Here is a 23546-nt window from a genome sequence, read left to right on the forward strand (position 1 = left end):
GTCAGAAACTGGTGATCCACGCCCAGTGGGCGAACAGGCGGGGCTTCCTGCGTAGGAGCCCCTTCCACCATCTGAGGAGTGAATTGCTGGACCGCGGAGGGGCTGGTTCCGGGCATGCGGGAAGGCGCTGGGAGCCGGGCTTCCAACGCTGGTCTTATCGGTATTCGGTGCGCGTGCTGCGGGTGTTCCTTTCTGTCTGGGGTAGCGGCTATGCCGCTGGTGTGATGGTGACGGTGTAGCCGAGTTTCTCCAGTTCGCCGACGAGGTTCTTCCGGCGGCGTTCAGGGTCCCGGCGTCGGCGGGCATGCCAGTCTCCGCCGAGGTCCTGGTAGACGGTCTTGTTCGCGATGATGTGCCAGTAGGCGATGAGAATGTCGTGGCGGGTCGCGCCGATCGCTTTCAGGACACCGCGGCGGCCACGGACCTGGGCGTGGTGGGACGCCAGGTAGGTGTCCTTGCTCCGGGCGGCGGCGTGCGCGGCCTCGGTCAACGCGGTACGTAACCACTTGTTACCGTGTCGGGTCCGCCCGGACAGGCGTTTCCCTCCCGAGGTGTTGTTCCCCGGACAGATACCCGCCCAGGACGCGAGATGGCCGGCGGTGGGGAACCGGCTCATGTCCAGGCCGACCTCGGCGAGCAGCACGGTCGCGGTGACCTCACCGACCCCGGTGATCGTGCGGATCCGGTCGACCGTCTCCCGAAAAGGGGCGATCATCACCTCGATCCGGTGGTCGAGCTCGTCGATCTGCTCGTCACACAGGTCGATCCGGGCCAGGAGCTGCGCGGCGAGGAACCCGTGATGCCCGGAGCGGAACGTTCCCGCGCGTGCCTCCTGCAACTGTGGGATCTTGCTGCGGAGTCGGCCACGGGCCTGATCAGCGAGATATTCCAGGGACTGCTCTCCCTCGATCATCTTCTCCAGGATCGCACGGCCCGAGACCCCGAGTAGCTTGGAGGCGACGCTGGTGAGTTTCACGCCGGCGTCCTGCATCAGTTTCTCCAGCCGCTGGATCTCCCGGGTCTTCTCCTCGACCACGATCCGCCGGGCCCGGGTCAGGTCACGCAGGTCCCGCTGGGGTTTCGGCGGCACGAACGAGGCGCGTACCAGGCCGTGCGCGACGAGGTCCGAGATCCACGCCGCGTCCGCGACGTCTGTTTTTCGGCCTGGTACGTTGCGGACGTGGGTGGCGTTGAGGAGCCAGCACTCGAACCGGTCTTCCAGCAGGTGGAACACCGGCTTCCAGTAGACGCCTGTCGATTCCATCCCGACGATCGTCACCCGGCACTCGGTGAGCCAGTCCGCGAGTAGTCCGAGCGAGCCCCCGGTCGTGGTGAACGTCCGGACCTCGGTGACGGCTTTACCCGAACCGGTTTGGATGCGCACCGCCGCGGCGACCGTGTCCCGGTGCACGTCAAGGCCCGCGCACCGTGGGAATAACACCTGCATCTGCCAGCCCTCCATGGTCAGCAACCTGTAGGTGCTGTCCGGAGAGGCCCTGACCACAGGAAACTGAGGAACGCGCTCGTAGCAGCAGGAAAGAGTACCCCAGGACCTCCACCGCCATACTCTTGGACGGGCTCTGAGCACCAGAGAACGCCGACGTCGATCCGGACAGCATCGGAGATGCTGCACGGGACTCGGCGATACCGGGCCGAAACGGCCCACCGGCCAACATCAGGACCACAGGCGTCCCGCGGCCGGACTCAAATTCTCATACGAAAGGGTGGCGGCCACGCCGCCCTGGCTGCTCTCGGGTGATCCGCCCGGACTACGCGGAACTGTTGGCGGACCTGCGGTCAGGGTTTCTGGACGGGGCGATCGTGTGGGACCTGGACCGTCTCACCCGGGACCTCCGCGACCTGGAAGACGCCATCGAAGTCGTCGAGCTGTACGGCCGCCCGATCGTCGGGCCCGGTGTCGACCTGACCACCGAGTACGGGAAGGCGAACGCCCGCGCGCAGGCGGTCGCGGCGAACAAGGCCAGCGCGGACACCTCCCGCCGGGTCCGCCGGTCCCACAAGCAGCGCGCCGAACGCGGGGTGCCGGTCGGGGGCAGCCGTCCGTTCGGCTGGAAGGACGACAAGCGGACGTTGGATCTCACCGAGGCCGCGATCCTGCGGGAAGGGGCCCGCCGGATCCTCGCCGGGGTGCCGGTCGTCGATCTGGTGAACGAGTGGAACGCCGCCGGTGTCCGGGGGACCCGGGGGAAGAAGTGGACCAAGAGCAGTGTGTTGAAGGTCTACCGCAACCCGCGGATCTGCGGCCTCCGCAGCCGGGGTGTGGAGGAACCGAACATCAACGGCCAGGTCGCGAAGTACATGCAGGTCGTCACCCGCAAGGAACGCACCCCGGACGGGCGGACGATCGAGGTGCCGGTGAAGGGCCAGTGGAAAGCGATCATCGGTGTGCGCCGGTGGGACCAGGTGATCGCGAAGATCGGGGACCGGACCTATGCCCAGCAGGGGCATAACTCTCGCCGCTACCTGCTCAGCGGTGTGGTGGCGTGTGGCCGGTGTGGCCGGTCAATGTTCGGGTCACCGCCGTACCGGGAACGTAAGCACGCGATCTACCGGTGTCCCGCTCCGACACAGGGCGGATGCGGGAAAGTCTCCCGCCACGGACCCCACACCGATGATCATATTCTGGCGGCGTTGTTCCACAAGATCGAGCTGGAGACCGCGAGCGCTGTCGTCGACGTCGCCCCCTGGACGGGAGAAGCCGCGTTGGCCGAGGTCCAGGAGAGCATCACCGAGACACGCGCCGCGTGGACGTCGGTGCCCCGGCGGATTTCCCCGAAGGACTACTTCCCGACCATGGAAGACCTCCGAGCCCAGGAAGAAATCCTGCTGAGGGAACGCAACGATCATCTGGTGGCCACGGCGAACGCGCACGCCCGCCCCGCCGACGTCCGCGCCGAGTGGGACGGCTACTCGTTGGCCCGCCAGCGCGCGATCATCAAAGAGCATCTGATTGCCGTGGTCGTTCACCCTGCCGGCCGGGGCCGCCGGTTCGACCCCGACCTGTTGGACCCGGTCTGGCGGGAGGAGACCTAACCACCCCGATCGTCGGCCAGGACCAGCCCGAGCAGCGCCGCGACCCGGCGCCGTTTCTCCCGCGACCACACCGGAGCCGCCAACGCCTGACGTCGCCCCCATTCCTCCGCCGTAGCGGAGAACACCCGCCGAGACCGCGCCGCACCCGGCACCGGTACCGGTCGGGTGCCAGCCCGCCCACCCGCCCGCACCGTGGTCGGTTTCCCCGGCAGACCCCCGGCAGCGACCGGGGTGGGAACAGTCGAGGAGCTTACGGAACCTGCGGTGCCCATCTGCTGGCCGGCCGTGACCGGAGCCGCCTTGCGGGTGCCCGTGACAGGGTCGTGGAGATCGTCGAACAGCGATGGCTGCACAGCAGCGTCGGTGCTCACCGTTCGGCCCGCCAGGGGCCCACCGGGCTCCCAGCCGCCCGCGACGCTGGCAGATCAGGCGGACCCGAGCCCCCACCATGGCCCCCGAGGTGCAGCCCCCGGCCGGCATAGGACCACGTACCCAGGACGATCGTGTTTGGGTCGCCGTCAGCTCGGCCGAACGCATCCACCGGTGCCCGGCCTGCCATGGCCGCGCCGATCGTGCGGGACCAGACCCGCCGTACCGTCCGCAGCGCGGTGAACGTCGTCGAGTACGCCCGACTTTTCGTCAACCAGTGGCCGCCGAACCCAAAGGTGTGGGCCCAGCGGATCAGCCGGGGGACGTCGCCGGAGTCCCGGCCCAGCGTCGCATCCAACGCCGTCGTGAATACCGGGTCGTGGCCGAGGCGCCAGCAGGTCTCCACCAGCCGGCGCACATGCGGGGGCAGCGTCAGCCGGCCGAGTGCGGCCAGCGACCGCACCGGATGATCCAACTCACCACCCGCCGCCGCGGACTTGGTGATGTACTTCGCCAGGTAGTTACTGACCCGGGACACATCCGCCGGCCCCTCCAACGCGATCCGGCGGATATCGACCTGTGCGCCCCAGCGCACCGCCCAGCCGTCATCCGCAACGGCGGTGGTGTCAAGGGTGAGCGCGTCCGGATCCGGAGCCGGTACTGCCACCACGCTCAGGACCCCGCGCAGCGCGTCTGCGACCAGCTCACCGGCCGCCCAGGCCGGAGGAGCCGAGCCCGGCCCGTCGGGACCGTCCACCCGGATCACTACGTGCAGGTGGACGACGCCCCGCGCCTGCATCTCCGCGACTTTCACGAACGACAGCCGCGCCGCGCGGCGCAGCCCTGCCACGGTCAGCCCGGCTGCCGCCGCCACCGCCGATTCCGTGCCGTCGCGGGTGGCCTTCCACAACCGGGGGACGAGCGCGTTCCAGACCACCGACCGGCCGTAGGCGTAACAGTCCGCGCACAACGGCGACCCGAGCCGGGAATCCGCCTCATGGTGCCGCTCATGACAGCCCGCCGGTTTCCCATGCGGACACAGACCGCGCCGGGGATGACACGCCCGCACCGGACCCGTCTTCCCGCCCCGCTGGCGCCGTGAGTGCACCGGCCCGAAGCTCGGCGCGGTCAACGTCACGAACCACGCCGGATGATCCGACACCGATGCCGGCACACCCTTGCCACCCGCCAGCCCGGCCAGGACCAGCCGCCGCGCGTCCCGCTTGTACACCGCCGAACAGGCAGGACACGCCGACTCCCGCCGGTTCCCGCACCGCACATGCAGCACCCCGCCCGGCTCACCGGCACTGGTAAACGCCCGCCGGACCTCACCAGTACCGACATCCACATGATCAATATGGCCGGACAGGCGGATCGGGCGGGAACACCCACCCGCGACCGGCCGGTTTTCGGGCAGGCTCACGCCCACATCCACGGAAACCACCGCGTCCTTTCACCGCACAGGCCCAGCCCGACCCGGAAAAACCCACAGGACGGCCGCAGCCCACACGGACAACGAGAACGGGAACAGAAAAAGACCGGAAGATCAGCAGCGGCGGACCTCAACCGCCAGCCGGACCTACCCGGTCAACCCGTGAACGCACGAAAACCTGAACATCGACAGGACACGCCACATGCGGCACATCTGCACCCCAGACGGAAACGTCAACACGACTGGACACAGACCACAGTCGCGGTCTGTGGTGCAGCAGCCCGAGCCCGGTCCTGCCGCTCCCAGGCGGCTCTACGTGGACAGCCCGTCTATATGGCGTACTGCCTTACATGGCGCAGGGACCGTAGCCCCTCGAATGCCAATACCTACTATACCCGACCTGTCCGGGCTGAAACCAGCAAACACGACAACGGCGACCCCGAACGTCGGCCACGAGGGGAAGGGCCGGACACGTTCAGGGCCGCCAGCTCGACACGGTCACCGCCTACAGCAGCACGGAGTCCTCTCCCGCCGCCAGGACCAGCGCGGGAAAGTGCACCTCCCACACCTCGATCAGCGAGACCACCTCATGGTCACACACCCGCACCCGATGCAGCGTGAACGTCACCCCATCCGGAGTCACATCCGGGTTCGGCTTCGACCCCGCCATCACGACCCGAGGCGACTCGCCGGCGGCAAGCCTCGCCCGCCGAAGCCGGATGCCCACCGCCCACGCGACCCGCGACGCCATCAGCGACGTGAACCGGCGATGCAGCACCACCAGCCCCACCGGGCCGAGCTGTGCAATCCCGATGCTCGCCCCCACCATGATGTCCTCGTCCACCGCCATCTGATCGGACAGCAGCATCTGCTGAGCCTCGCTGTCCGCCTCCACCGCCTCCGGGAAGGAACCAACGATCAGACCGTCACACGGCAGGAGCAGGAACTCCGGAAGTTGCCCGGTGTGAAACTCCCACCCCGCGGCCCCTACCGCCACCGACCCTCTCACGACTCCTCCCAGCCCGGACGACCCAGGCCGGTCACAGGACCGCCACCACCCGGCGTCCCAGAAACGGCAGAGCCCAATACTCCGTCGCCGGAATCCCCCGCATCCGTGCGTAGTCCGCCATCCAACGCAGATCCACGAACGGCGCCACCACCTGAACCCCCGGCACCACCAACGCCCACGCCCCCAACGGGGTCACCAGGCCACCAGGGCCGATCACGCTCCCTGGCCCCGGACCGATACCCGTCGTCGTCATCCCACCCCCAGCCGTCATCATCGTCATCTACCAAGTCCTCCCTGCCCTCGTCCCTCATCGCCACCTCCCGAATTTGTCAGTCGTCGAACTCCCCGACATGGGCACCGGCGACGAAAACCCGCCACTCGACGCCCGAAAAAAGCAACGCCGGACCAAAACACGAAAATTCGTGCGTGGATCCGTCAGTTGGTGAGGGTCGGCAAAATCCCGTCAATCAGCTTGCGGAGTGGATCGCCGAGATCACCGTGATCGGCGTGACGGAGAAGCTGAACTGCGACACAGAGCTGAGAAAGGCGACCGTCACGGCTCGTCAGTACGTCGCCGAACTGGTCGTATACCTGATCTGCGACCGTCGGGACTAGGAGGCTTGTGCAGTACAGGGTGGCCGCATCCGCCCCCGCAGGCGCAGCGCCCCAGAACTCCCAATCGAGCAGGTAAGGAGTCCGCCGAGTGATGTTGGACCACCGCAGGTCACCATGCGCGGTGACCCAGGTTCCCACCGTGGGATCGATCGAGGGGCCGAACAGCCGGACGAGGACACGGCGCAACTGCTCTTGAGTTCGCGGAACACGCTCGGTCGGCTGTGCGGCGAGAGCGTCCAGGGATGCACGCAGAGAACGCCACCAGCCCGCCGTCAGATCGAGTTCGGTACGAAGGACCTCGGTATCAGAGCAGACCTTTTCCTCGATATAGTCGATGACCTCAGCGCGGATTCGTGTCCCGCCCGTATACCATTCGGTTCCCCCCTGCATGGCTGGACGCCGCACACTCCGAGGAAGGGCGTGAGCGGTCGCGGTGCCCGTCCAGACCAGCGGATGTACGTCAGATTCGGGTACAGCCACCACCCGAAGCCAGCGGCGTACGCCGTCGACGTCGGCCACACATCCGATAGAACGGCCACCGATCCCGAGGCGGATGGGCCCGGCCGGGGCAGCGCGGAGACGTCGCGCCGCCTCATCGAGATGGTCAGTCGCGTTGCCCATCACGGCTCCGCCCCCGCGTGGATCGTCAGGTGTTCGTAACGTAGGACTATACGGTGTGGCACACCATCGAAGTGGACCGTGGGAAGCGGAGCTGCCGAGATTCGGTCACCAGGCTTGAGGAGTGCGCAGTGACCGAGCCGGTAGCTCAGCAACACGGAGCCGTCTTCGAGTTGGTACCGCGCCGGATAGTAGAAGGCGTCGCGAGCCGCAGTCACCGCGAGACGATCCAGGGCTGCACCGGGACTGATCATAGATCGTGCGCGGACGAGGGCAACGGTATCGGCATCAGAGCGGATAAGACGCGGATCAAGGTAGACCGAGCCGTCCAAATGCGGAAAATGCAGATGATAAGGTCTTCCGGCTTTACGTCGGGGCACCGGGGGGAGCCTTGACTGAATCCTCTCCCACGCCTGCCGCCCTTGCTCTTCTCCGTAGACCACGAAATCGATATCGCCACGTTCCGTGGCCGGCTTGTACATCGCGGACCCGTAAATTCCCAGCGCGGCAGTGGAAACGCCAAGAATAGCTGCCAGATATTCTAATGTCTCCCGGTGCTCGTCGATCAACTGTGGATCCCGAGTGGAGAGCACACCCATAATCGCCCCCGATTCCACCCGTACCATTTTACCCAAGTTCGGCTGAAGTACTTCCGGTGCGATCCGTCCGACGATGTCGTCATGCTCTTTCCCGGGCAGGCTCAGAACGCGGCTCCACCGTCTACCCCAGAGGCTGAACCCGGTGCCATAGCCGACTTCGGCGGCATAAGCGACGAGGCCGTAGAGGTCCTTATCGATGCTGGCGATCTTCGCGATGAGTAAACCAGCGTCGGTGACCACGATCGAGCAGGCCGGAAGGGTCCGATGATCTATCGGAGCGCGAAGCGGTATCACCGTGTCTCAACCGACGAGAGGATCGGTCGGGTTGGTCGCCGCCATCCCGCCAGCCAGCTCGACACCTGATCAGCCTCAATGACCTGGTAGACGATCTCGCAGAGAACGTCACCGTCGGTCTCTACCCGCACCTCATGCGGGACCCCGACCTTGCCGACCCCCAACGTCGGGCGTGCCGCGCACGTCACCACCGCAGCCGGCGGCGTGCACCGCTCCCGCAGCAGTCCCGCCACCACGAACGCCAACGCCATACGACCCGGCGGCGCTCCCGGCGGGCAGACCACCACAGAACCCACACGCGGCAGGCCGGCCATGCCCAGCGCAACCCGCACCAGTTCTGCCCGGGGCCTTTCGACGAACTCCACGTCCGCCCGAAGCCCGCCGCCCGCCACTGGCCGAGGCCGGGATCCGACCAACACCCCTGCCACACCCGGCAGCGGTACGCGAGGGAACTCCACCATCACTGAGCGGTCAGGACTCGCTTCGCCGTCCGAGTCGACGGTCACAGCCGTGACGATCCCCCCAGGGCCAGCGGCCAACGTGACTGCCGCACCTGGCAACCGGACCGGCCTACAGGGTCGCGCCGCCTGAACGGCGCCGGTCGTATCTGCCATGCAGTGAAGGTAGAGCCACGGAGCGCATCCGGAGGGTACTGTCTATACCCCCAACAGACCCACCTTCCGGGCCAGCTCGCTTGCCTGCTCCCGACGCCGTCCATCCCGCGCGTCCAGCTCTTCCAGAATGATCCGCCGCGCGTGGCCGTTGTACCGGATCGTCTCCGGCGCCGAGTCGTAGGCGTGATCGAGGAGACGAAGCGCTTCGTCGTACTTCCTGTCGATCTGGTAAGCCCGTGCTTGCTCGATCCAATGCCGCGCCTGCCGCGGATGGGACGGGATCACCGCCGCGCGCCACCGTTCCGCCTGTCGTACGCCCTCACCACTCTGTCGCAGCTCGACCGCAACCGTCACGGCGTGCGCGTGCATGACCGTCTGCGAAAACGACGTGACAGGATGAAAGTAGTCGTCCGGCAGTCGCCGCGCGACGGCGTCCGCCGCGTCCCAGTACCTCCAAGCGTTCCCGATCTCGCCACGCCGCGCCGCCGTGTAGCCGCTCTCGAACTGCAACGCTCCCCACAGCGCCGCCACGTCGTCAGTGGCGTCATCGCTGGACAGGCTGTCCCGCAGTAGCGCCGTCGCCTGACTGGCCACGACGTCCGCTGCATCCCAGTCCCCGGCCTCACGATGCGCCTGTGTCATCAGCCAGGCTGCCACCCCGACCGCATGCAGGTCGTCCGAGTCCAGCGCGGTCGAGACACCACGTTCCGCCACCCGCCAGACTAGATCCTGTGCGGGCTGGTAGGACACGAAAAACTGCGTCAGCGCGTACACCTCCGCCAACACGGCCAGCGCCGCACGGCGCTGCGGACCGTCCGCCTCCGCGCGGGCAGTGCGTTGCGCGTCATCCAGAAGCCCGGGCAACAGCCCCCCGAGAACCTCCCGATGATTCGGCGCCGCATGCCTCGCCCTCCAGGCCCAGGTCACCCGCCCCCGTAGATCTGCAACCGAGGGCGCAGGCTGATCGGCGGCTGAGACCGGCAACCTGTTGACAGCAGCCCGCACAGCAGTGAGCCGATCATGCCCTGGGCCGGAGAACAACACCACCGGGATCGACTGACCACCCGTCAGTTCCGCAAGGTCACGCACCCTGAGTGCTTCCGCCAACCGAAGCAACATCGACAACTTCGGAGCAGCCAACCGACCCGTCTCCACCGCCTTCACCCACGACGCCGAGCGACCGACCAGCCCGCCCAGAACCTCCCGCGTCATCCCCCGCCGCGTGCGCAGAACCTTCAGCCGTCGACCGACGGACAGCGCGTCATCCGAACCCGTCCCGCCAACGATCGCCATACCAACTCCCTTCGCACGCAGCGAAAAACCCTTTGATGATGATCCTCGCTAATTATCTCTACGGTTTCAAGGCCGCCCCTCCGGGGCGGCAACCCCCACATCCTGACCAAGCCGGACGTCGAGGCCGAGGGCGCCGCACACGCCACGCCGAACAGGACCCCGGCCGGCCCGGCCGCGCACCGGGATGGGGCCCCGCCTCCCTCCGGTCGGCACCCCACCCGGGCGCGTCGGACCGGCCGCCCGTTCGTCGCGTCGGAGCGTCGCGGGTCCATTACCCCCGCGAGCGTGGGGACGAAAATACGCAACAGAGCGTGCGAATTTCAGGCTTTTTTTGAAGGGCGCCAGCGGCCGGCAGATCCACAGCCGCCGCACCAGTAAACGCAGCAGCCAGCACAAGACAGATCGCTTGAAAGATCGTCGGAGGCGCATCGTAGCCCGCGCATCCGGCCATAAGCGTGGCCAGAACGGCTAGAAAGCACCTTGCGACCGCACTTCGCGGAACGCGATCCCAAGGGCGCCGATACACCGGCTCATACTACAAGGCGCGAGCATCTGTCAGGCAAGAGCAACGGGGCGCCGCCCCGGACCCCGGCCCTTCCTCTGGAGGAGGGGGAGCCGCCGCCGGTCACCAGGAGCCGGGCGCGCGGGACCGCTGATCTCCTCCGCCGGGCGGACACCCGAGGGGTTACCCCAGAACCTCCCGACCGTGCAAGAGCGCACGGCACCCAGCAGGCACGGCCGGAACGTCGGCGCTCTTGCACAGCCAGGAGAACCCGGGGTAAGGCGCAGCCTGCCCGCCCGACGGAGGAGATCAGCTCAGCCAGAAGTCCGTGAAAAATGAAGTTCGCCAGCCTGTTGCGTGCACCGGAACGATCCGTCCTCGAACTTGTCGCCGGTACTGCGCGCGAACCGCCTCGCCAGTTCGACGTGCCCTGGCCGGAGCATGTTGACGGTGAACCGGTCGCCGCCGCCGAACGCCGGATGGCAGCGTGCCGCCCGGGCCAGGCACACCGACACCAGCGGCGGCTCCAGGGACACCGCGCAGAACGAGCTCGCGGTGAACCCGTGCGGCGTGCGGGTTTCGCTCCGGGTGGTGACGATGACGACTCCGCTGGGGAAATGGGCCAGCGCCTCCCGGAGCTGGTCGGGGTCGGGGCCGGCGCCCCGAGCCACCGTCCCTGTCGCCGTGCGGGTGAGCGCTGGCATGCCTGTGCCGCCACCCGGGACGGTCACGCCGCCTCCTCCAGGTCCGGGCGCCGCGTGATGCAGGTCAGCAGGGAACGCGCGCCGACGTTGACATGGTTGCCGTACGGCACGAAGCTCGTGAGCTGCGACACCGTCATCCAGACGAAGTCCGGCGGTACCTCGAGCGGGAAGTCCTCGTCGGCCTCGACGAGCTGGTACCGGTTCTCGGCGTGGTAGAAGCGTCCGCCCTCCTCCGAGTGCACCACGTCGACGAGGATCCGCTCGGGTGGCGCGGCGAGCACGAAGTCGAGGAACGGCGGCTGCTGGTCGCGACCGAGGCCGCGGTAGTTTTCTGGTGAGCAGTTGACGGTGGGCGACATCTCCACGACGTCGCCCGTTCCGGGCTCAGTCCGGGCGTGCACCAGCAGGTGCCGGACGCCCTTGATCCACCTGGTCACGAAGGCGATGACGCCCTGGCAGGTCGGCTGGAACATCGGCTGCGACCAGCTCATGACCTCACGGTTGCTGGCGCGGACGCTGACGCCGATGACGTTGAAGAACAGCTCCAGCTCGTGGGAGATCCGATCACTCGACCGGATCCAGTCCTTGACCTCCGACAGCCGGATGACCTGACGGTCGAGCCGATACCGCGCCTTGACCTCCGTGAACCAGCTCAGCAGCTCGTGGGTGGTGTGCAACGCCTCGCCCCCACCGGTGTCGCCGGTGAGGAATGACATGCCGGACAGCACCGTCCGGGAGTCCATGTTGACGATGTTCTCCGCGTGCACCAGCTCCCGCAGCTGGGGTACGCTCAGCCAGCAGAAGTCGTCACGGACCTCGACATCGTCGTCCACCGCGACGATCATGTTCCGGTTTCGCTTGTTGAGGAACCACGAGCCCTGCTCGGACTGCAGGGAGTCGAAGACGACCCGTCCGGCCCGCGGCGCGAGGAAGTGCTCCAGGTAGGGCACCGAGCTTCCGCCGTGCACCCGGGTGTAATTGCTGCGGGTGGCCTGGACGGTGGGTGAGATCTGCAGCCCGTTGATGTTGCCCGGCTCCATCTTCGCCTGCATCAGGCAGTGCGGCACCCCGGCGAAGCTCTTGACCAGGATTCCGAGTATGCCGATCTCTGGCTGCAGGATGATCGGCTGGCTCCAGGTCGGCACCTCGCGGTGGTCCGTGGCGACCTCTATCCCCTCGATCGAGAAGAACTTCCCCGAACGATGCGAGAGATTCCCTGAATCACCGTCGAAGCCCCATCCGTCAAGCTGGTCGAGCGCGACGACGGATATCTGGTAGGTGTTCGCTTCAGCTCTCTGCTTGAACCATTCGTGGAAATCTGACAGCTGCTGGAACACGGGTCTTTCTCCCATCGTCGACTTGATGCCTACGGATGGCAGGGCACATGTCGGGCGCTCGTCAGTCGAGGCCCAGTCTGGCCGGAGCGGCTTGAAGAGCCGCGGAGACCCGCTCAAGAACCACTAAACCCGGTGCGTCGGGTGGCTGCGTGCGCCGGTGCGCGGCGGTGGGTGATGCCGCCGCGGGGCCGTCCCGGTGGTTCCGGCGTGCTGCCCAATCAAACGTCAAGCGTTCCTCCAGCGGTGTTTCGCAGAATACGGCAGAGCGGGCCGCGCCAGGAGCGGCCGGCGCCTGTGAATCCAGCGGATGGGGTCGCCGTGTACGAGGACAACCGAGCTGTCGAGATGTATGACGTCCTTTACCGCAGCCGGAAGGACTACGCGGCGGAGGCCCGGCGGGTCGCCGAGCTGGTCCGGACCCGCACGCCCGACGCACGCAGCCTGCTCGATGTGGCCTGCGGCACCGGAAACCACCTGGAGCACTTCGCGACGCTCTTCGCCGACGTAGCGGGGACCGACCTGTCGAAGCCGATGCTCTCGGTCGCCGGCCGGCGGCTCCCCGGCCGGCCGCTGCTGCAGGCCGACATGCGTAGCCTGTGGGTTGGCCGGACCTTCGACGCGGTCGTCTGCATGTTCAGCTCCATCGGCTATCTGCGCACTTTCGAGGACCTGGCGGCCGCGCTGCGCTGCATGGCCTCGCACCTGTCGCCGGACGGCACCGTCGTCATCGAGCCGTGGTATTTTCCGGACACGTTTCTGGATGGTTATGTCGCGGCGCACGCGGTGTCCGAGGGAAACCGGGCGATAACCCGTGTCTCCCACTCGACCCGCGTGGGTGACCAGACCCGCATGGAACTGCACTACCTGCTGGCCGGCGCCGACGGTGTCAGCCATATCAAGGAGATCGACCTGCTGACCCTGTTCACCCGGGGCCAGTACGAGGAGGCGTTCGCCCAGGCGGACCTCAAGGCGGAGCTCATCGCCGTCGACGGTGGACCCGGGCTGTTCGTCGGCATTAGGGTCTGACTGATTCGACGCGGACGATAGCACTGATAGAAAGGCGAGAAGATGACGGTGTCCTCGGAGCTCCTCACCTCCGTTCCTTCGGCCGAGATCTATCACGAGATCCTGCAGTTCTACGCGGCGCAGATGAGCCTGCTGGACGGCGCCGACCCTGACCCGGACGGCTGGGTGCGCACGTTCACGGCCGACGCCGTCCTGGACTCGAACCTGCAGGACGCGCCGGATATAGGGCATGTGGCCATCCTTGGCTCGCTTCGGGATGGCGTAGCGCGTATCCATGCCGCCGGTCCGCTCGATATCCGGCACTGGCTCGGGATGCTCGACGTGCGGTGGCAGCCGGACGGCAGCGTACGCGCGCGCAGCTACGCTTTTCCGACCGTCACTCCGTATGGCGGCCCCTTGGCATTGCGCGGCCACGTGCGTTGCTTCGATCACCTCGTGCGCGGAGTGGACGGCTGGCGGGTCTGTCATCGCTATCTGGCGGCGGATAGTGAACCCCGGTGAGGTCCGCCGCCGGCCCTGGCCTGATGTCGGCGGCCGGACGGGGTCCACCTCCGGTGGGCGTCGTCCCGGAGCGGCCGTGCGCACATCCTTCCCGAGGTGCCGGGGGCGCTCCCGGCGGGTTTTCAAACGGAGCAAATCGCTCCGTCGGAGCCTATAACGGAGCGGATTACTCCGCAAGGGATAGGATGCCGACATGGCCGGGCGCCCGACGCGTGCCCCGCGGCATGCGGAGGCGGAGCGCAACGACAGGGCGCTGCTCGATGCGGCTCGCCAGGTTCTGGCGGCTGACGGAGCCCATGCGTCGGTCGCCGCGATCGCTGCCCGCGCCGGCGTCGGGATCGGCAGTCTCTACCGGCGTTACCGCACCAAGGAAGAGCTGTTCCAACGGCTGTCGATGCTGTCGCTCGAAAGCTGGAACGCGGCCGCCGAGAGCGCCCTCGCCATCGACGACCCCTGGACGGGGCTGGCGGAGTTCGTCCGTGGCCGTATCGAGTTCGGCCAGGGCTCGCTCGCGCCGATCGCCGGCACCATCGAGGTGACCGAGCAGATGCAGGCCGCGGCGGACCTCGGCGACGAGCTGCTCGGTGCGCTGGTGGAGCGTGCCCGTCAGGCCGGGGTCCTACGGGGCGACGTATCCCATTTCGACGTCTCGCTGCTGATCGAGCAGCTCGGCCGGTCGCACCTGCTGGAGCAGGTCCGCGGGCTCGCCCGTGACGATCTGTTCGCGGCGGCGGCCCAGGCCCGGGCCCGCATCATCGCGATCGCGCTGGACGGGCTGCGTGCCGAGAACGGTCCGGCCCGAGCATCGCTGCCCGGTAGCCCGCCGACCAGCCTGCTCTTCGACGAGCGCTGGGTACGCCGGCCGGCGTCCGGCGATGACGGTGACGATGCTCTCGACTGACCCACCAGCTCGTTCTCCGCATCGTCCGCCCGCGCTCGACCGAGCTTTCATCGGATCCCCAGCGAACCCTGGGCTGTCCGCGGCCGGACGTCCGGCGGCGCTGTAACCCCGCCTGTCAGCATTCCGGTCCGGGGGGAATCCGGTCCCGGTCGGATCCGCGAATTCTCCGCCTAACGCGATACCGCCGGTCACTGCCGCTGCCCGGCGCCGCCATGACCGCATCGGGAATGGAGCGATCATGTCAGACACGGAATCTGGTCACAGCCCTCAGCCGGCTTCGGCGCTCGGCCGGGGCGATGCCGCACCACCGGGCCCCGTCCGCCGCACCTGGCTGGTCACCGGGGCTTCGCGGGGACTGGGCCGCGCCACCAGCGAGGTTCTGCTGGCCGCGGGCGACCGGGTCGTCGCGACGGCCCGCGACCGTGACACGCTCAAGGAGCTGGCTGAACGGTATCCCGACCAGCTTCTCCGGTTCGCCCTGGACGTGACCGACCGGTCAATGGTGTTCGACGTCGTGGACCGAGCGGTCGCCGCTGCGGGAAGCATCGACGTACTGCTGAACAACGCTGGCTACGGGCTTTCGGGTGCAGTCGAGGAAGTCACCGAGAAGCAGGCCCGCGCACAGCTGGACGTCAACTTCTTCGGTGCATTGTGGTGCACTCAGGCGGTGCTGCCTGTTATGCGCAGGCAGGGTGGCGGCCACATTCTTCAGATGTCCAGCATCGCCGGCGTGGCGACCTATCCTAACATCGGCATGTACCACGCCAGCAAGTGGGCGCTCGAAGGCATGAGCGAGACTCTGGCACACGAGGTCGCCGATTTCGGCATCCGTGTGACGATCGTCGAGCCGGGCGAGTTCCGGACCGACTGGAGCGCCTCCAGCATGGAGCGGGCGACGCCGATGACCGAGTACGACGACGTGCTCGCCCGGCGTCGGCACGGCATGTCCGGGGTGTACGCGCACGTCCAGCCTGGTGATCCCCACAGGCTGGGCAAGGCGCTGCGGACCGTCGTCGACGCCGCGCAGCCACCGCTGCGGATCCTGCTCGGCAACAGCGCGGCCGACCTCGCGCCGCAGGTGTACCGCGAGCGGCTCGCGGAATGGGAGCGGTGGGATGCGCTGGCGCGGACGACGGATTTCGCCAGCTGACAGGCCCGGAGCGGTGAGACCGCCCCGGGCACGGTGCCGGCGGCTCCTCGCGGCCGGGGCGGCATCGCGGCGGCCGGGGAAGCGCCGCGGGGAGCCGCGGACGCTCGGCTCAGGAGCCAGACCGGGGCGGTGGCGCGTCGTCGGCACTGGCGACCGCAGCCAGCACCGCCTTCTGCAGCCGGTCCCGACGCGCGGCGAGTTCCTCGTAGGCGATCCCGCCGAATGCCTGGTCCGTCTGGTCCAGCACCAGATCCAGGGTGTCCTCGTCCAGCACCGGCCGTCCCAGCGCCGCCCAGCCCTGCTGCAGGCCGCTGCCGAGTGTGCCCAGCCAGTTCCGCAGGCCCCCCGGCCCGCCGCCGAGGTGGAACGACTGGAAGGGACCAACCGTCGCCCAGCGTGGGCCGAGGGAGCCGGTCACGATGTCGTCGAGCTCGGCCACCGTCACCACCCCCTCGCGGACGAGGTGAATACTTTCCTGCAGGAGGGCTGACTGAAGCCGGTTCGCGGCGAAGGCGGCGATCGGCCGGCGCAGGACCACCGGAGTCTTCCCGACCGAGCGATAGAACTCGGCAGCCGCGCTGACCGCGTCCGGGTCCGAGGTTGTGTCTCCCACCACCTCCACCAGCGGTATCACGTGTGGTGGGTTGAACGGATGACCGACGATGAGGTGGCTCGGGTTGTCCATGCGGGCGCCCAGGTCGGCCGGCAGCATCGTCGAGGTCGACGACAGCAGCAGCGTTCCGGCCGCGGCGTGTTTCTCCAGCCGGGCGAACAGATCCTGCTTGATCTCCAGGTTCTCGGGTGTGTTCTCCTGGACGACCGCCACGTCCGCGACCGCCCGCTCCAGGTCCGGCTCGATCTCCAGCCGTCCGGCGAGGTCCGCGGGGTCCCGCGATGCGCCGGGCAGCCCCGGGGTGAACAGCCGCAGCGCATCGTGGATGACCGTCTCGATGTTGCTGCGGGTGCTGTTGACCCGCACCCGATACCCGTGGGCCAGAAACAGAGTGATCCATCCAAGCCCGATCGAGCCGGCGCCGATCACGGCGACCCGGCCCCGCTCGGCGCCCACGTCCGTGGTCATGGCTTCCTCCTTGTCGCGCTGTCTCCCAGGCACCAGAGCGGCGCCAGGCCGGAGGGCTGTCGTCGGCCCGCCGCCTTCGCACCAGTGGTCAGCCGGATGTCAGCAGCTTCGGGAACACCTGCTCGGCGAGCAGGCGCATTGTCGTGTCGGCGTCACGCACCGACAGATGTCCGGAATGGACACCCAGGCTGATGACGATGTCGTCACCGCAGCGCGCGGCGACGCGTTCAAGCTGGCCCAGCACCTCGTCCGGTGAGCCGACCAGAAGCTTGTCGTCGGCGAGCTTGTCATCGAAGGCGTCACGACCGCCGATGTTCGCGAGGCTCTCGTAGCCGGGATAGGCACTGCTCGACGTCGACTGCCAGGATCGAACCGCCGCACTGATCGCGGCGGTGTTCCGCTGTTCGTCGAGCCTCCCCTTCCGCCGCGCCTCGTCCGGTGAATCGCTCACCACGCAGGGGAAGGAAAGCTGGATCTGTGGTGCGGCACGATGGCCGGCGGCCGACCAGGTGGAGCGGAACAGCCCGATCCGCTCGCCGAGCTCCGCCACCGACATCGCGTTGGGGACGGTCTGCAGATGGTGCCCGGACCTCGCCGCCGCGGCGACGGAGTCGAGGCTGCGTGCCGAGGCGACAAAGACCGGTGGGTGCGGCTGCTGCACGGGCCGGGGCAGCAGCGTCACCGGTCCAAAGCGGTGGAACGCGCCGTTCCACTCGGCGTTCTCGGTGGTCCACAGCAACTTCACGGCCTCGACGCCCTCGGTGAACCGGGACCGGCTCTCGTCGAGGGAGATACCGAAGGCCCGGAACTCGTCTGGCAGGAACGCCCGCCCGAAGGCGGCGTCCAGGCGCCCGTGGGAGATGTTGTCGAGCATCGCGAGCTTCCCGGCGAGCTTTACCGGATGGACGAATGCCGGGATCGTCGCACTGGTTCCCAGCCGCACCCGACGGGTGCGGCCCGCCGCCGCCGCGAGAAAGGTCACCGGGTCGGGACTGTAACCGCCGTACGGAAAGAAGTAGTGCTCCACCATCTTGACGTGGTCGAAGCCGAGATCCTCGGCGAGGTCCACCAGGTGGAGGGCCTCGTCAAAGTAGTCCTGGGCACTTTTGTCTCGCGGGCCGACGGTGGGAAAGAAGACGATTCCGATCTTCACGGTCTCTCACTCTCGCCTGGCCGCGTCGTTCGTCGCCGCTCCGCTCGGTTCAGGCTGGCGCGAATCCGTCATGGGTCAGGTCGCGATGGCGCACCATCCAGCCACCGCGGGTCGGAACAAGATGGTCCGCGCAGACGACACTGGCGAACAGCTCCAGCTCGCCGCCCTTGGGCGTGCGCATCGCCAGCGCGTAGCAGCGGGTGTCGACGGTTCCGTTCGGGCCGGGACGCACCTGGAGCATGCCGATCCAGTGCCGCACCTGCAGACCGCTCGCGGCGGCCCGCTCGACGCTGGCACGTGCCGAGGCTCGGATGGCCGGCCGGCCGAGCAGCGGATCCATACGTGCGGCCTCCTGGAAGACCGCGTCCTCGGCGAAGGTGTCCGCCCAGCTGTCCGCCTGCCGCTCGTCGAGGAGGCCCATCTGGTGGGCGTAGAATTGAAGAACCTGCGTGTACAGCTCCGCCGGCGCGAACGAGGCGGTAGGCGAGGCCTGCTGGGTCATGAAGAGCCCCCTCGGGTCGAAGGTGTTCGGGACCGGTGGCCAGGTCAGGCCGGCAGGCCACCGTCGAGCAGGAATTCCCCGTATGCTCCGGCGCTCGGTTCGAGCTGCAGCGCCACGTGGCTGGCGAGACTGTGGACATCCCGCCAGAACCGCTGGAGCGCGCTGTTCATCAGCTGGCCGCGCGACCCCGCCGTGCGGAACAGGGTCTCCACCGCCCCGACCAGCCGATCCGCCGCCAGCGCGCAGTCATGCGCGTTGCGCAGCGTCTCCGCCGGGTGCACCGGGCCGCTGTCACACACCGCCGCCGCGCGCCGTAGCAGGAGTTCGGCGATGTCGATCTCCCCGGCGACCCGGGCGGCAGTCAGGTGCGCCGCCGCCCGCCGCGTCGGGGATCCGCCGGGCCACCCGCCCCCCTCAGTGATCCGCCGCGCCCACGAGCGGTGGGCACCACGCGCCGCGCCGAGTGCCGGGCTGGCGAACAGCACACCGCTGATCGCGCGGTGCGGCACCCGGTGGCAGGCCGCGGCGGACCCCACCGGTCGGCCGCGCATCAGTTCCGCGCGGTCGAATGCCCGGTGTGGGGGGACGAACACGCCGTCCAGGACGAGCGTGTTGCTGCCCGTGCCACGCATGCCGGTGCTGAACCAGGTGTCCGTGATGGTGAAGTCGGCGCGCGGCACGGCGAAGAACCACGGCTGCGGTTCCGCCTGGCCGCCGATGTCCGCCGCGACCAGGGCCCAGTCGGCGAAGTCCACCCCGCTGGTGAAGGCCCACTCGCCGCGCAGCAGCCAGCCGCGGTGGTCGAGCCGGGCCGTGCCGGCCGGCTGGAGCGCGCCCACCACGAACGCGTCCGGCCCGTCGGACCACAGCTCGGCCTGGCCCTGTTCGGGCAGGTAGGCGCCCATGCGGGCGGCACCGGCGGTCACCGCCGCGCACCACGCCGCCGCGGCGCAGCCGGCGCCGACCAGCGCGAGCGCGTCGAGGAGCTCCAGCACCGCCCCGTCGCAACCGCCCCACCGGGTCGGCACGAGATGCCGCGCGAAACCGGCGGCGACCAACGACTTCACCACGTCCGGATGCAGAACCCGGCGCTCGTCCGCCTCCTCGGCGTGGCGTGCCGCCGTCGATGCGGCTTCGACGGCGCCGGCGCGCAGGAAAGCCGCCGATGCCCCTGCCATCAGGCACCTCCTAAAGGGTCGAACCCCGACCTGCGGGCCTGCGAGAGGTCGGCCGTGACGGGCCCGCTCAGCGTCGTGCGCGCTCCGCGTACTCCTTCGCGTGCGCGAGGGTCGCCGAGCTGTTGGTGCTCAACGCGGTGCGCACGAAGTCCCGGGCGTCCGACACCGTCGCGTCTCCTCCGAGGACCGCGCCGATGCCCGCCTCGTTGATCGCGACCGTGTGCCGTGAGGTCGCCCGCACGCCATCCGCGCCGGGCTCCAGGAGCCACTGCCCCGTGTGCATCGTCATGAGGGCCGGCAGCACGGTCTGCTTGTAGACGATCTTCCGGTGGGGCAGGCACACCCGCACCGATCTGGTGGTGTGCGACGACCCGTCCTTCGAGCGGGTGTCCATCTCCAGAACCTGGATGCCGGCGACGTCCTCCGTCAGCGTGACCCGCGCGACATGCGGCAGGCGGCCCTCCCACAGCTGCGCCTCGTTGAGGAAGTCGTAGACGTCCGCGGCGGCCCCGTTGATCTGCACCGTGTCGTCGATGTCGAGGAGCAGATCGGAGCGGGCCGCGGCCAGCTCCGCGTTCTGCTTCAGCGCCGCCAGCTCCGACCGGCTGTTGCGGTCAACCGCCTGCTCGATCCACTCCAGGGCCGCCGGATCGTCGTTGACGGCCCGGTAGTCGTGCAGGAGACGGACCCGTGACCGGTCCAACGCCAGCGGCTCGATCATCCAGGCGCCGCCCATCGACGCTACCGGCGGCGCGGACACCTCCTGGCGGAACTCCACCCGCAGCCCGATCGGATCCAGCGAGCGCCGTGACGTCCACGTCTTGACCTCGTCGTTCGCGAGGGCCCAGAGCTGGATGCGCTCGGTCCCCCGACCCGTCTCCCGCTGCTCGACGTGCACGGTGGGCGGGAACATCAGCGGCCACCGCGTGACGTCCGCGATGAATCCGTAGATCGTCGTGGCCTCGGCGTCGATCTCCACCTCGTGCTCGACCTCGCGAGCGGCGGTGTTCGTTGTCTGTCCCACTTCTCTCCCTCTCCGGGCCGCGCCGGAACCGGCCGGCGAGCCGGCCCGACAGTCAGAAGTTCCCGAGGCCACCGCAGACGTTGATGGCCTGAGCTGTGATCGACGCGGCCGAGTCCGAGACCAGATAGCCGACCATGCCGGCCACCTCGTCAGGCGTCGAATAGCGGCCGAGCGGGATCTTCGCCTCGAAACGGTCCAGTACCTCCTGCTCGGAGATCTGCCATGCGTCCGCATACCCCTGTCGGAGCCGCTGCGCCATCGGGGTCTCGACATAGCCGGGGCAGACCGCGTTCACCGTGATCCCGTAGCTGTTCACGTCGGTTGGGTGGCGGCCTTGTAGATCTTGTTCGGTGATCGTGTGGCGTTCGCGGGCTGGTGGGTGATGATCGGATAGCGTCCGGGACGTGGAGTCAGGCGGCCGTCCGACGTACGAGGAACTCGTGCGTCTGCTTGCGGACCGGGACGCCACCATCGCCGCCCAGGCGGCCACGATCGCGGAGCAGGCGCGGCTGGTCGAGCGGCTGGTCGGGCAGGTGGAGCAGCTCACCGACAGGGTCCGCGAACTGGACCGCCAACTCGGCAGGGACAGTACGAACTCGTCGTGGCCGTCGTCGTCGGACAGCCCGTATACGAAGAAGAAGGCCAAGCCCCGGTCGTCGCGGACGTCGATGGGCCGGCCGAGGGGTAAGCAGCCCGGCGCGACGGGCGCGACCCGTCAGATGGTCGACGACCCGGACGAGATCCACACGATCGACCCGTCGTTATGCGCGGACTGCGGGTTCCCGCTGGCCGGAGCGGCGAGGCTCACGACGCGGCGCCACCAGATCTTCGACCCGCCGCCCCCGCCGCGCCCGTATGTCATCGAGTACCGGATCGTGACGCGGGTCTGTCCGTGCTGCGCGGCGACGACCGAGGGGCTGACACCCGTCCCGCTGGCGGGCCGGCTTGTCTGGGGCCCGCGGATGCTCGCGCGAGCGGTGTGGCTCGTGTGCGCGCACCACCTCCCGATCCGCCGCGCCGCGGCGGTCCTGACGGTGATGGTCGGCGCGACGGTCTCCGCCGGCTGGGCCGGCGGCGTGCGAGCCCGCGCCGCGCGTCTGTTGGAGAACACCTTCCTCCCGCACGTGCGGGCGTTGATCGCCGCCGCGCCGGTCGCGCACGCCGACGAGACGACCGCCCGCGCCGACGGCGCGCTGCGCTACGTCCACGTCGCCGCCACCGACTACCTGACCGCGCTGCACACCGGTGACCGGACCGCCGAGACGATCGACGCCGGCGGGATCTGGCCGGCGTTCACCGGCGTGCTGATGCGGGACGGCTACCAGGGCTACACCCACCTCACCCGGGCGCTGCACGCCTGGTGCGGCGCGCACACCCTGCGCGACCTGCGGTCCATCCATGACGGCGACCGTGGCGGGCAGGTCTGGGCCGACGCGATGGCGACCACCCTGCTCGACGCCCACCACGCCGCGTGCGACGCCCGCGACGCCGGGGCGAACGCGCTCGCGCCCGAGGCCGTCGCCCTCATCCGCAACCACTACCGCGGCGCGCTCGCCCGCGGCGAGACCGACAACCACGGGGACCGCTCGTCACTCGCCCACGACGCTCGCACACTGATCCGCCGGATGCGCCGCGAGGAGGACATGATCCTCCGCTTCGTCGTCGACCTGACCGTGCCCTTCTCGAACAATCAAGCAGAAAGGGACGTCAGGCCGGTCAAGGTCCAGCAACGCACCTCCGGTGGTTGCTGGCGGACCCTGGCCGGCCTCGTCGACTTCGCGGTCGTGCAGTCCTACCTGTCGACCGCGACCAAGTGGGGCCTCGACACCCTCGACGTTCTCGAACGACTCTTCACGACCGGCCCCTGGCTACCGCCCGCCGCTGAACCCGGCTGACGCGGCCAGCCTGCCATACCGTCAAACGACGAACCCCGTGCGCATCGCGCACGGGGCGCTCCGCCTGCCCTGACGCCGATAAGCGCCAAGCGCACCGCCTACCACCCGAGCTGAACAGCTACGTGATCCCCGTCTTTCCCAGCTCGTTGCCGAGGGCCTTGGTAAAACCGACCACGCCGTGCTTCGACGCCGAGTACGGCGCCCCGAGTACGACGCCCTGTTTTCCGGCGGTGGACGCGATGTTCACGATCCGTCCCCACGGGCGGCCGCGCATGCCGCCGCGGCTGAGCACATCCCGGGTCATGAAGAAGACGCTGTTCAGATTTGTGTTTATAACGTCGAGCCACAGGTCGTCCGTGATGTCTGCGGTGGTTCCCCCGCCGCTTCGGCCCGCGTTGTTCACCAGGATGTCGATCGGTCCCCACCGGTCGGCGACCGTCGTGACGAAGGCCGCGACCTGCGTGGCGGAGCGCACGTCGCAGACGAGCCCGTTGACGTCGAGGCCTTCCCCGCGCAGTTGTTTGACCGTGAGCTCCACGTTCGCGACGTCGCGTGCACAGAGGAAGACCCGGTTGCCGCCACGGGCCAGGGCTCGGGTGACGGCCAGTCCGATCCCGCTGGTGGCTCCGGTGACCACTGCCACCCGTGGCTGGGCGCCCGGCGGCTGGTTTGCTGGCATGGTTCCTCCCTTGGTG

22 protein-coding genes and 2 pseudogenes are annotated in these 23546 nt (G+C 68.6%); 6 read left to right on the forward strand and 18 right to left on the reverse strand.

Features of this window, described 5'->3' with window-relative positions; translation table 11 throughout:
* Positions 1–208 precede the first annotated feature (208 nt).
* Positions 209–1447, reverse strand: a complete 1239-nt coding sequence (locus tag FRANCCI3_RS20830) for an IS110 family transposase (protein ID WP_011437816.1) — start codon at positions 1445–1447, stop codon at positions 209–211.
* 308 nt (positions 1448–1755) lie between these two features.
* Between FRANCCI3_RS20830 and FRANCCI3_RS20835 the strand changes: the two genes are divergently transcribed.
* Entirely contained in the window at positions 1756–3054 is a 1299-nt protein-coding gene (locus FRANCCI3_RS20835; RefSeq protein WP_011438487.1) for a recombinase family protein, read from the forward strand.
* Here FRANCCI3_RS20835 and FRANCCI3_RS20840 read toward each other — a convergent pair.
* The 10 genes from FRANCCI3_RS20840 to FRANCCI3_RS20885 form a co-directional block, all read right to left on the reverse strand.
* Positions 3051–3425: a hypothetical protein gene (locus tag FRANCCI3_RS20840; RefSeq protein WP_011438488.1), complete on the reverse strand. Its 375-nt coding sequence runs from the start codon at positions 3423–3425 to the stop codon at positions 3051–3053. The genes FRANCCI3_RS20835 and FRANCCI3_RS20840 overlap by 4 nt on opposite strands.
* On the reverse strand, positions 3422–4867 hold the full coding sequence (locus FRANCCI3_RS20845; RefSeq protein WP_011438489.1) for a replication initiator: 1446 nt from the start codon (positions 4865–4867) through the stop codon (positions 3422–3424). The genes FRANCCI3_RS20840 and FRANCCI3_RS20845 overlap by 4 nt, the downstream gene beginning before the upstream one ends.
* A 493-nt stretch (positions 4868–5360) precedes the next feature.
* Positions 5361–5852 carry a hypothetical protein gene (locus tag FRANCCI3_RS20850; RefSeq protein WP_232235243.1) on the reverse strand — a complete coding sequence of 164 codons (492 nt, stop codon included), beginning with the start codon at positions 5850–5852 and terminating at the stop codon, positions 5361–5363.
* Between the two features lie 43 nt (positions 5853–5895).
* Entirely contained in the window at positions 5896–6144 is a 249-nt protein-coding gene (locus FRANCCI3_RS20855) for a hypothetical protein (protein WP_011438491.1), read from the reverse strand.
* 155 nt (positions 6145–6299) lie between these two features.
* Positions 6300–6869 carry a hypothetical protein gene (locus FRANCCI3_RS20860; protein WP_131728954.1) on the reverse strand — a complete coding sequence of 190 codons (570 nt, stop codon included), beginning with the start codon at positions 6867–6869 and terminating at the stop codon, positions 6300–6302.
* 230 nt (positions 6870–7099) lie between these two features.
* Complete coding sequence (locus tag FRANCCI3_RS26470; RefSeq protein ID WP_131728953.1) at positions 7100–7936, reverse strand: hypothetical protein; 837 nt, start codon at positions 7934–7936, stop codon at positions 7100–7102.
* Positions 7937–7986: 50 nt separating this feature from the next.
* Entirely contained in the window at positions 7987–8322 is a 336-nt protein-coding gene (locus FRANCCI3_RS20870; RefSeq protein ID WP_131728952.1) for a hypothetical protein, read from the reverse strand.
* A gap of 324 nt (positions 8323–8646) precedes the next feature.
* The gene (locus tag FRANCCI3_RS20875; protein WP_011438495.1) at positions 8647–9897 is read right to left on the reverse strand and encodes a helix-turn-helix domain-containing protein; all 1251 of its coding nucleotides are present in this window, start codon (positions 9895–9897) and stop codon (positions 8647–8649) included.
* An 816-nt stretch (positions 9898–10713) separates the two neighbouring features.
* Positions 10714–11130 carry a flavin reductase family protein gene (locus tag FRANCCI3_RS20880; RefSeq protein ID WP_023842034.1) on the reverse strand — a complete coding sequence of 139 codons (417 nt, stop codon included), beginning with the start codon at positions 11128–11130 and terminating at the stop codon, positions 10714–10716.
* Positions 11127–12440 carry an NDP-hexose 2,3-dehydratase family protein gene (locus FRANCCI3_RS20885; protein ID WP_011438497.1) on the reverse strand — a complete coding sequence of 438 codons (1314 nt, stop codon included), beginning with the start codon at positions 12438–12440 and terminating at the stop codon, positions 11127–11129. The genes FRANCCI3_RS20880 and FRANCCI3_RS20885 overlap by 4 nt, the downstream gene beginning before the upstream one ends.
* 294 nt (positions 12441–12734) lie before the next feature.
* Here FRANCCI3_RS20885 and FRANCCI3_RS20890 point away from each other — a divergent pair, with 294 nt between their 5' ends.
* The 4 genes from FRANCCI3_RS20890 to FRANCCI3_RS20905 all read left to right on the forward strand — a co-directional run bounded on the left by FRANCCI3_RS20890 (position 12735) and on the right by FRANCCI3_RS20905 (position 16018).
* Entirely contained in the window at positions 12735–13466 is a 732-nt protein-coding gene (locus FRANCCI3_RS20890; RefSeq protein WP_011438498.1) for a class I SAM-dependent DNA methyltransferase, read from the forward strand.
* A 48-nt stretch (positions 13467–13514) separates the two neighbouring features.
* Positions 13515–13967, forward strand: a complete 453-nt coding sequence (locus FRANCCI3_RS20895) for a nuclear transport factor 2 family protein (RefSeq protein WP_051569490.1) — start codon at positions 13515–13517, stop codon at positions 13965–13967.
* Positions 13968–14160: 193 nt separating this feature from the next.
* The gene (locus tag FRANCCI3_RS20900) at positions 14161–14868 is read left to right on the forward strand and encodes a TetR/AcrR family transcriptional regulator (RefSeq protein WP_011438500.1); all 708 of its coding nucleotides are present in this window, start codon (positions 14161–14163) and stop codon (positions 14866–14868) included.
* A 238-nt stretch (positions 14869–15106) separates the two neighbouring features.
* On the forward strand, positions 15107–16018 hold the full coding sequence (locus FRANCCI3_RS20905) for an SDR family oxidoreductase (RefSeq protein ID WP_011438501.1): 912 nt from the start codon (positions 15107–15109) through the stop codon (positions 16016–16018).
* 109 nt (positions 16019–16127) lie between these two features.
* On the opposite strand, the gene FRANCCI3_RS20910 is transcribed toward FRANCCI3_RS20905, so the two are convergent.
* From FRANCCI3_RS20910 to FRANCCI3_RS20935, 6 genes and pseudogenes are all read right to left on the reverse strand, one after another.
* Positions 16128–17099 carry a 3-hydroxyacyl-CoA dehydrogenase NAD-binding domain-containing protein gene (locus tag FRANCCI3_RS20910; protein ID WP_011438502.1) on the reverse strand — a complete coding sequence of 324 codons (972 nt, stop codon included), beginning with the start codon at positions 17097–17099 and terminating at the stop codon, positions 16128–16130.
* Between the two features lie 88 nt (positions 17100–17187).
* Positions 17188–18252 (reverse strand): LLM class flavin-dependent oxidoreductase, encoded by a 1065-nt coding sequence (locus tag FRANCCI3_RS20915; RefSeq protein ID WP_011438503.1) that lies wholly within the window; start codon positions 18250–18252, stop codon positions 17188–17190.
* Positions 18253–18301: 49 nt separating this feature from the next.
* Positions 18302–18754 carry a nuclear transport factor 2 family protein gene (locus FRANCCI3_RS20920; protein WP_011438504.1) on the reverse strand — a complete coding sequence of 151 codons (453 nt, stop codon included), beginning with the start codon at positions 18752–18754 and terminating at the stop codon, positions 18302–18304.
* Positions 18755–18798: 44 nt separating this feature from the next.
* Positions 18799–19932 carry an acyl-CoA dehydrogenase gene (locus FRANCCI3_RS20925; RefSeq protein WP_011438505.1) on the reverse strand — a complete coding sequence of 378 codons (1134 nt, stop codon included), beginning with the start codon at positions 19930–19932 and terminating at the stop codon, positions 18799–18801.
* Positions 19933–19999: 67 nt separating this feature from the next.
* Positions 20000–20956 (reverse strand): aromatase/cyclase, encoded by a 957-nt coding sequence (locus tag FRANCCI3_RS20930; RefSeq protein WP_011438506.1) that lies wholly within the window; start codon positions 20954–20956, stop codon positions 20000–20002.
* Between the two features lie 52 nt (positions 20957–21008).
* A pseudogene (locus FRANCCI3_RS20935) lies at positions 21009–21260 on the reverse strand (SDR family oxidoreductase); the annotation flags it as partial.
* Positions 21261–21396: 136 nt separating this feature from the next.
* On the opposite strand from FRANCCI3_RS20935, the gene FRANCCI3_RS20940 reads away from it, so the two are divergent.
* Positions 21397–22851: an IS66-like element ISFsp10 family transposase gene (locus tag FRANCCI3_RS20940; protein WP_011438508.1), complete on the forward strand. Its 1455-nt coding sequence runs from the start codon at positions 21397–21399 to the stop codon at positions 22849–22851.
* A 121-nt stretch (positions 22852–22972) separates the two neighbouring features.
* Here the strand turns inward: FRANCCI3_RS20940 and FRANCCI3_RS20945 are convergent.
* Positions 22973–23530: pseudogene (locus FRANCCI3_RS20945) on the reverse strand (SDR family NAD(P)-dependent oxidoreductase); the annotation flags it as partial.
* Positions 23531–23546 lie beyond the last annotated feature (16 nt).

Source organism: Frankia casuarinae (assembly GCF_000013345.1).
Classification (GTDB): Bacteria; Actinomycetota; Actinomycetes; order Frankiales; family Frankiaceae; genus Frankia; species Frankia casuarinae.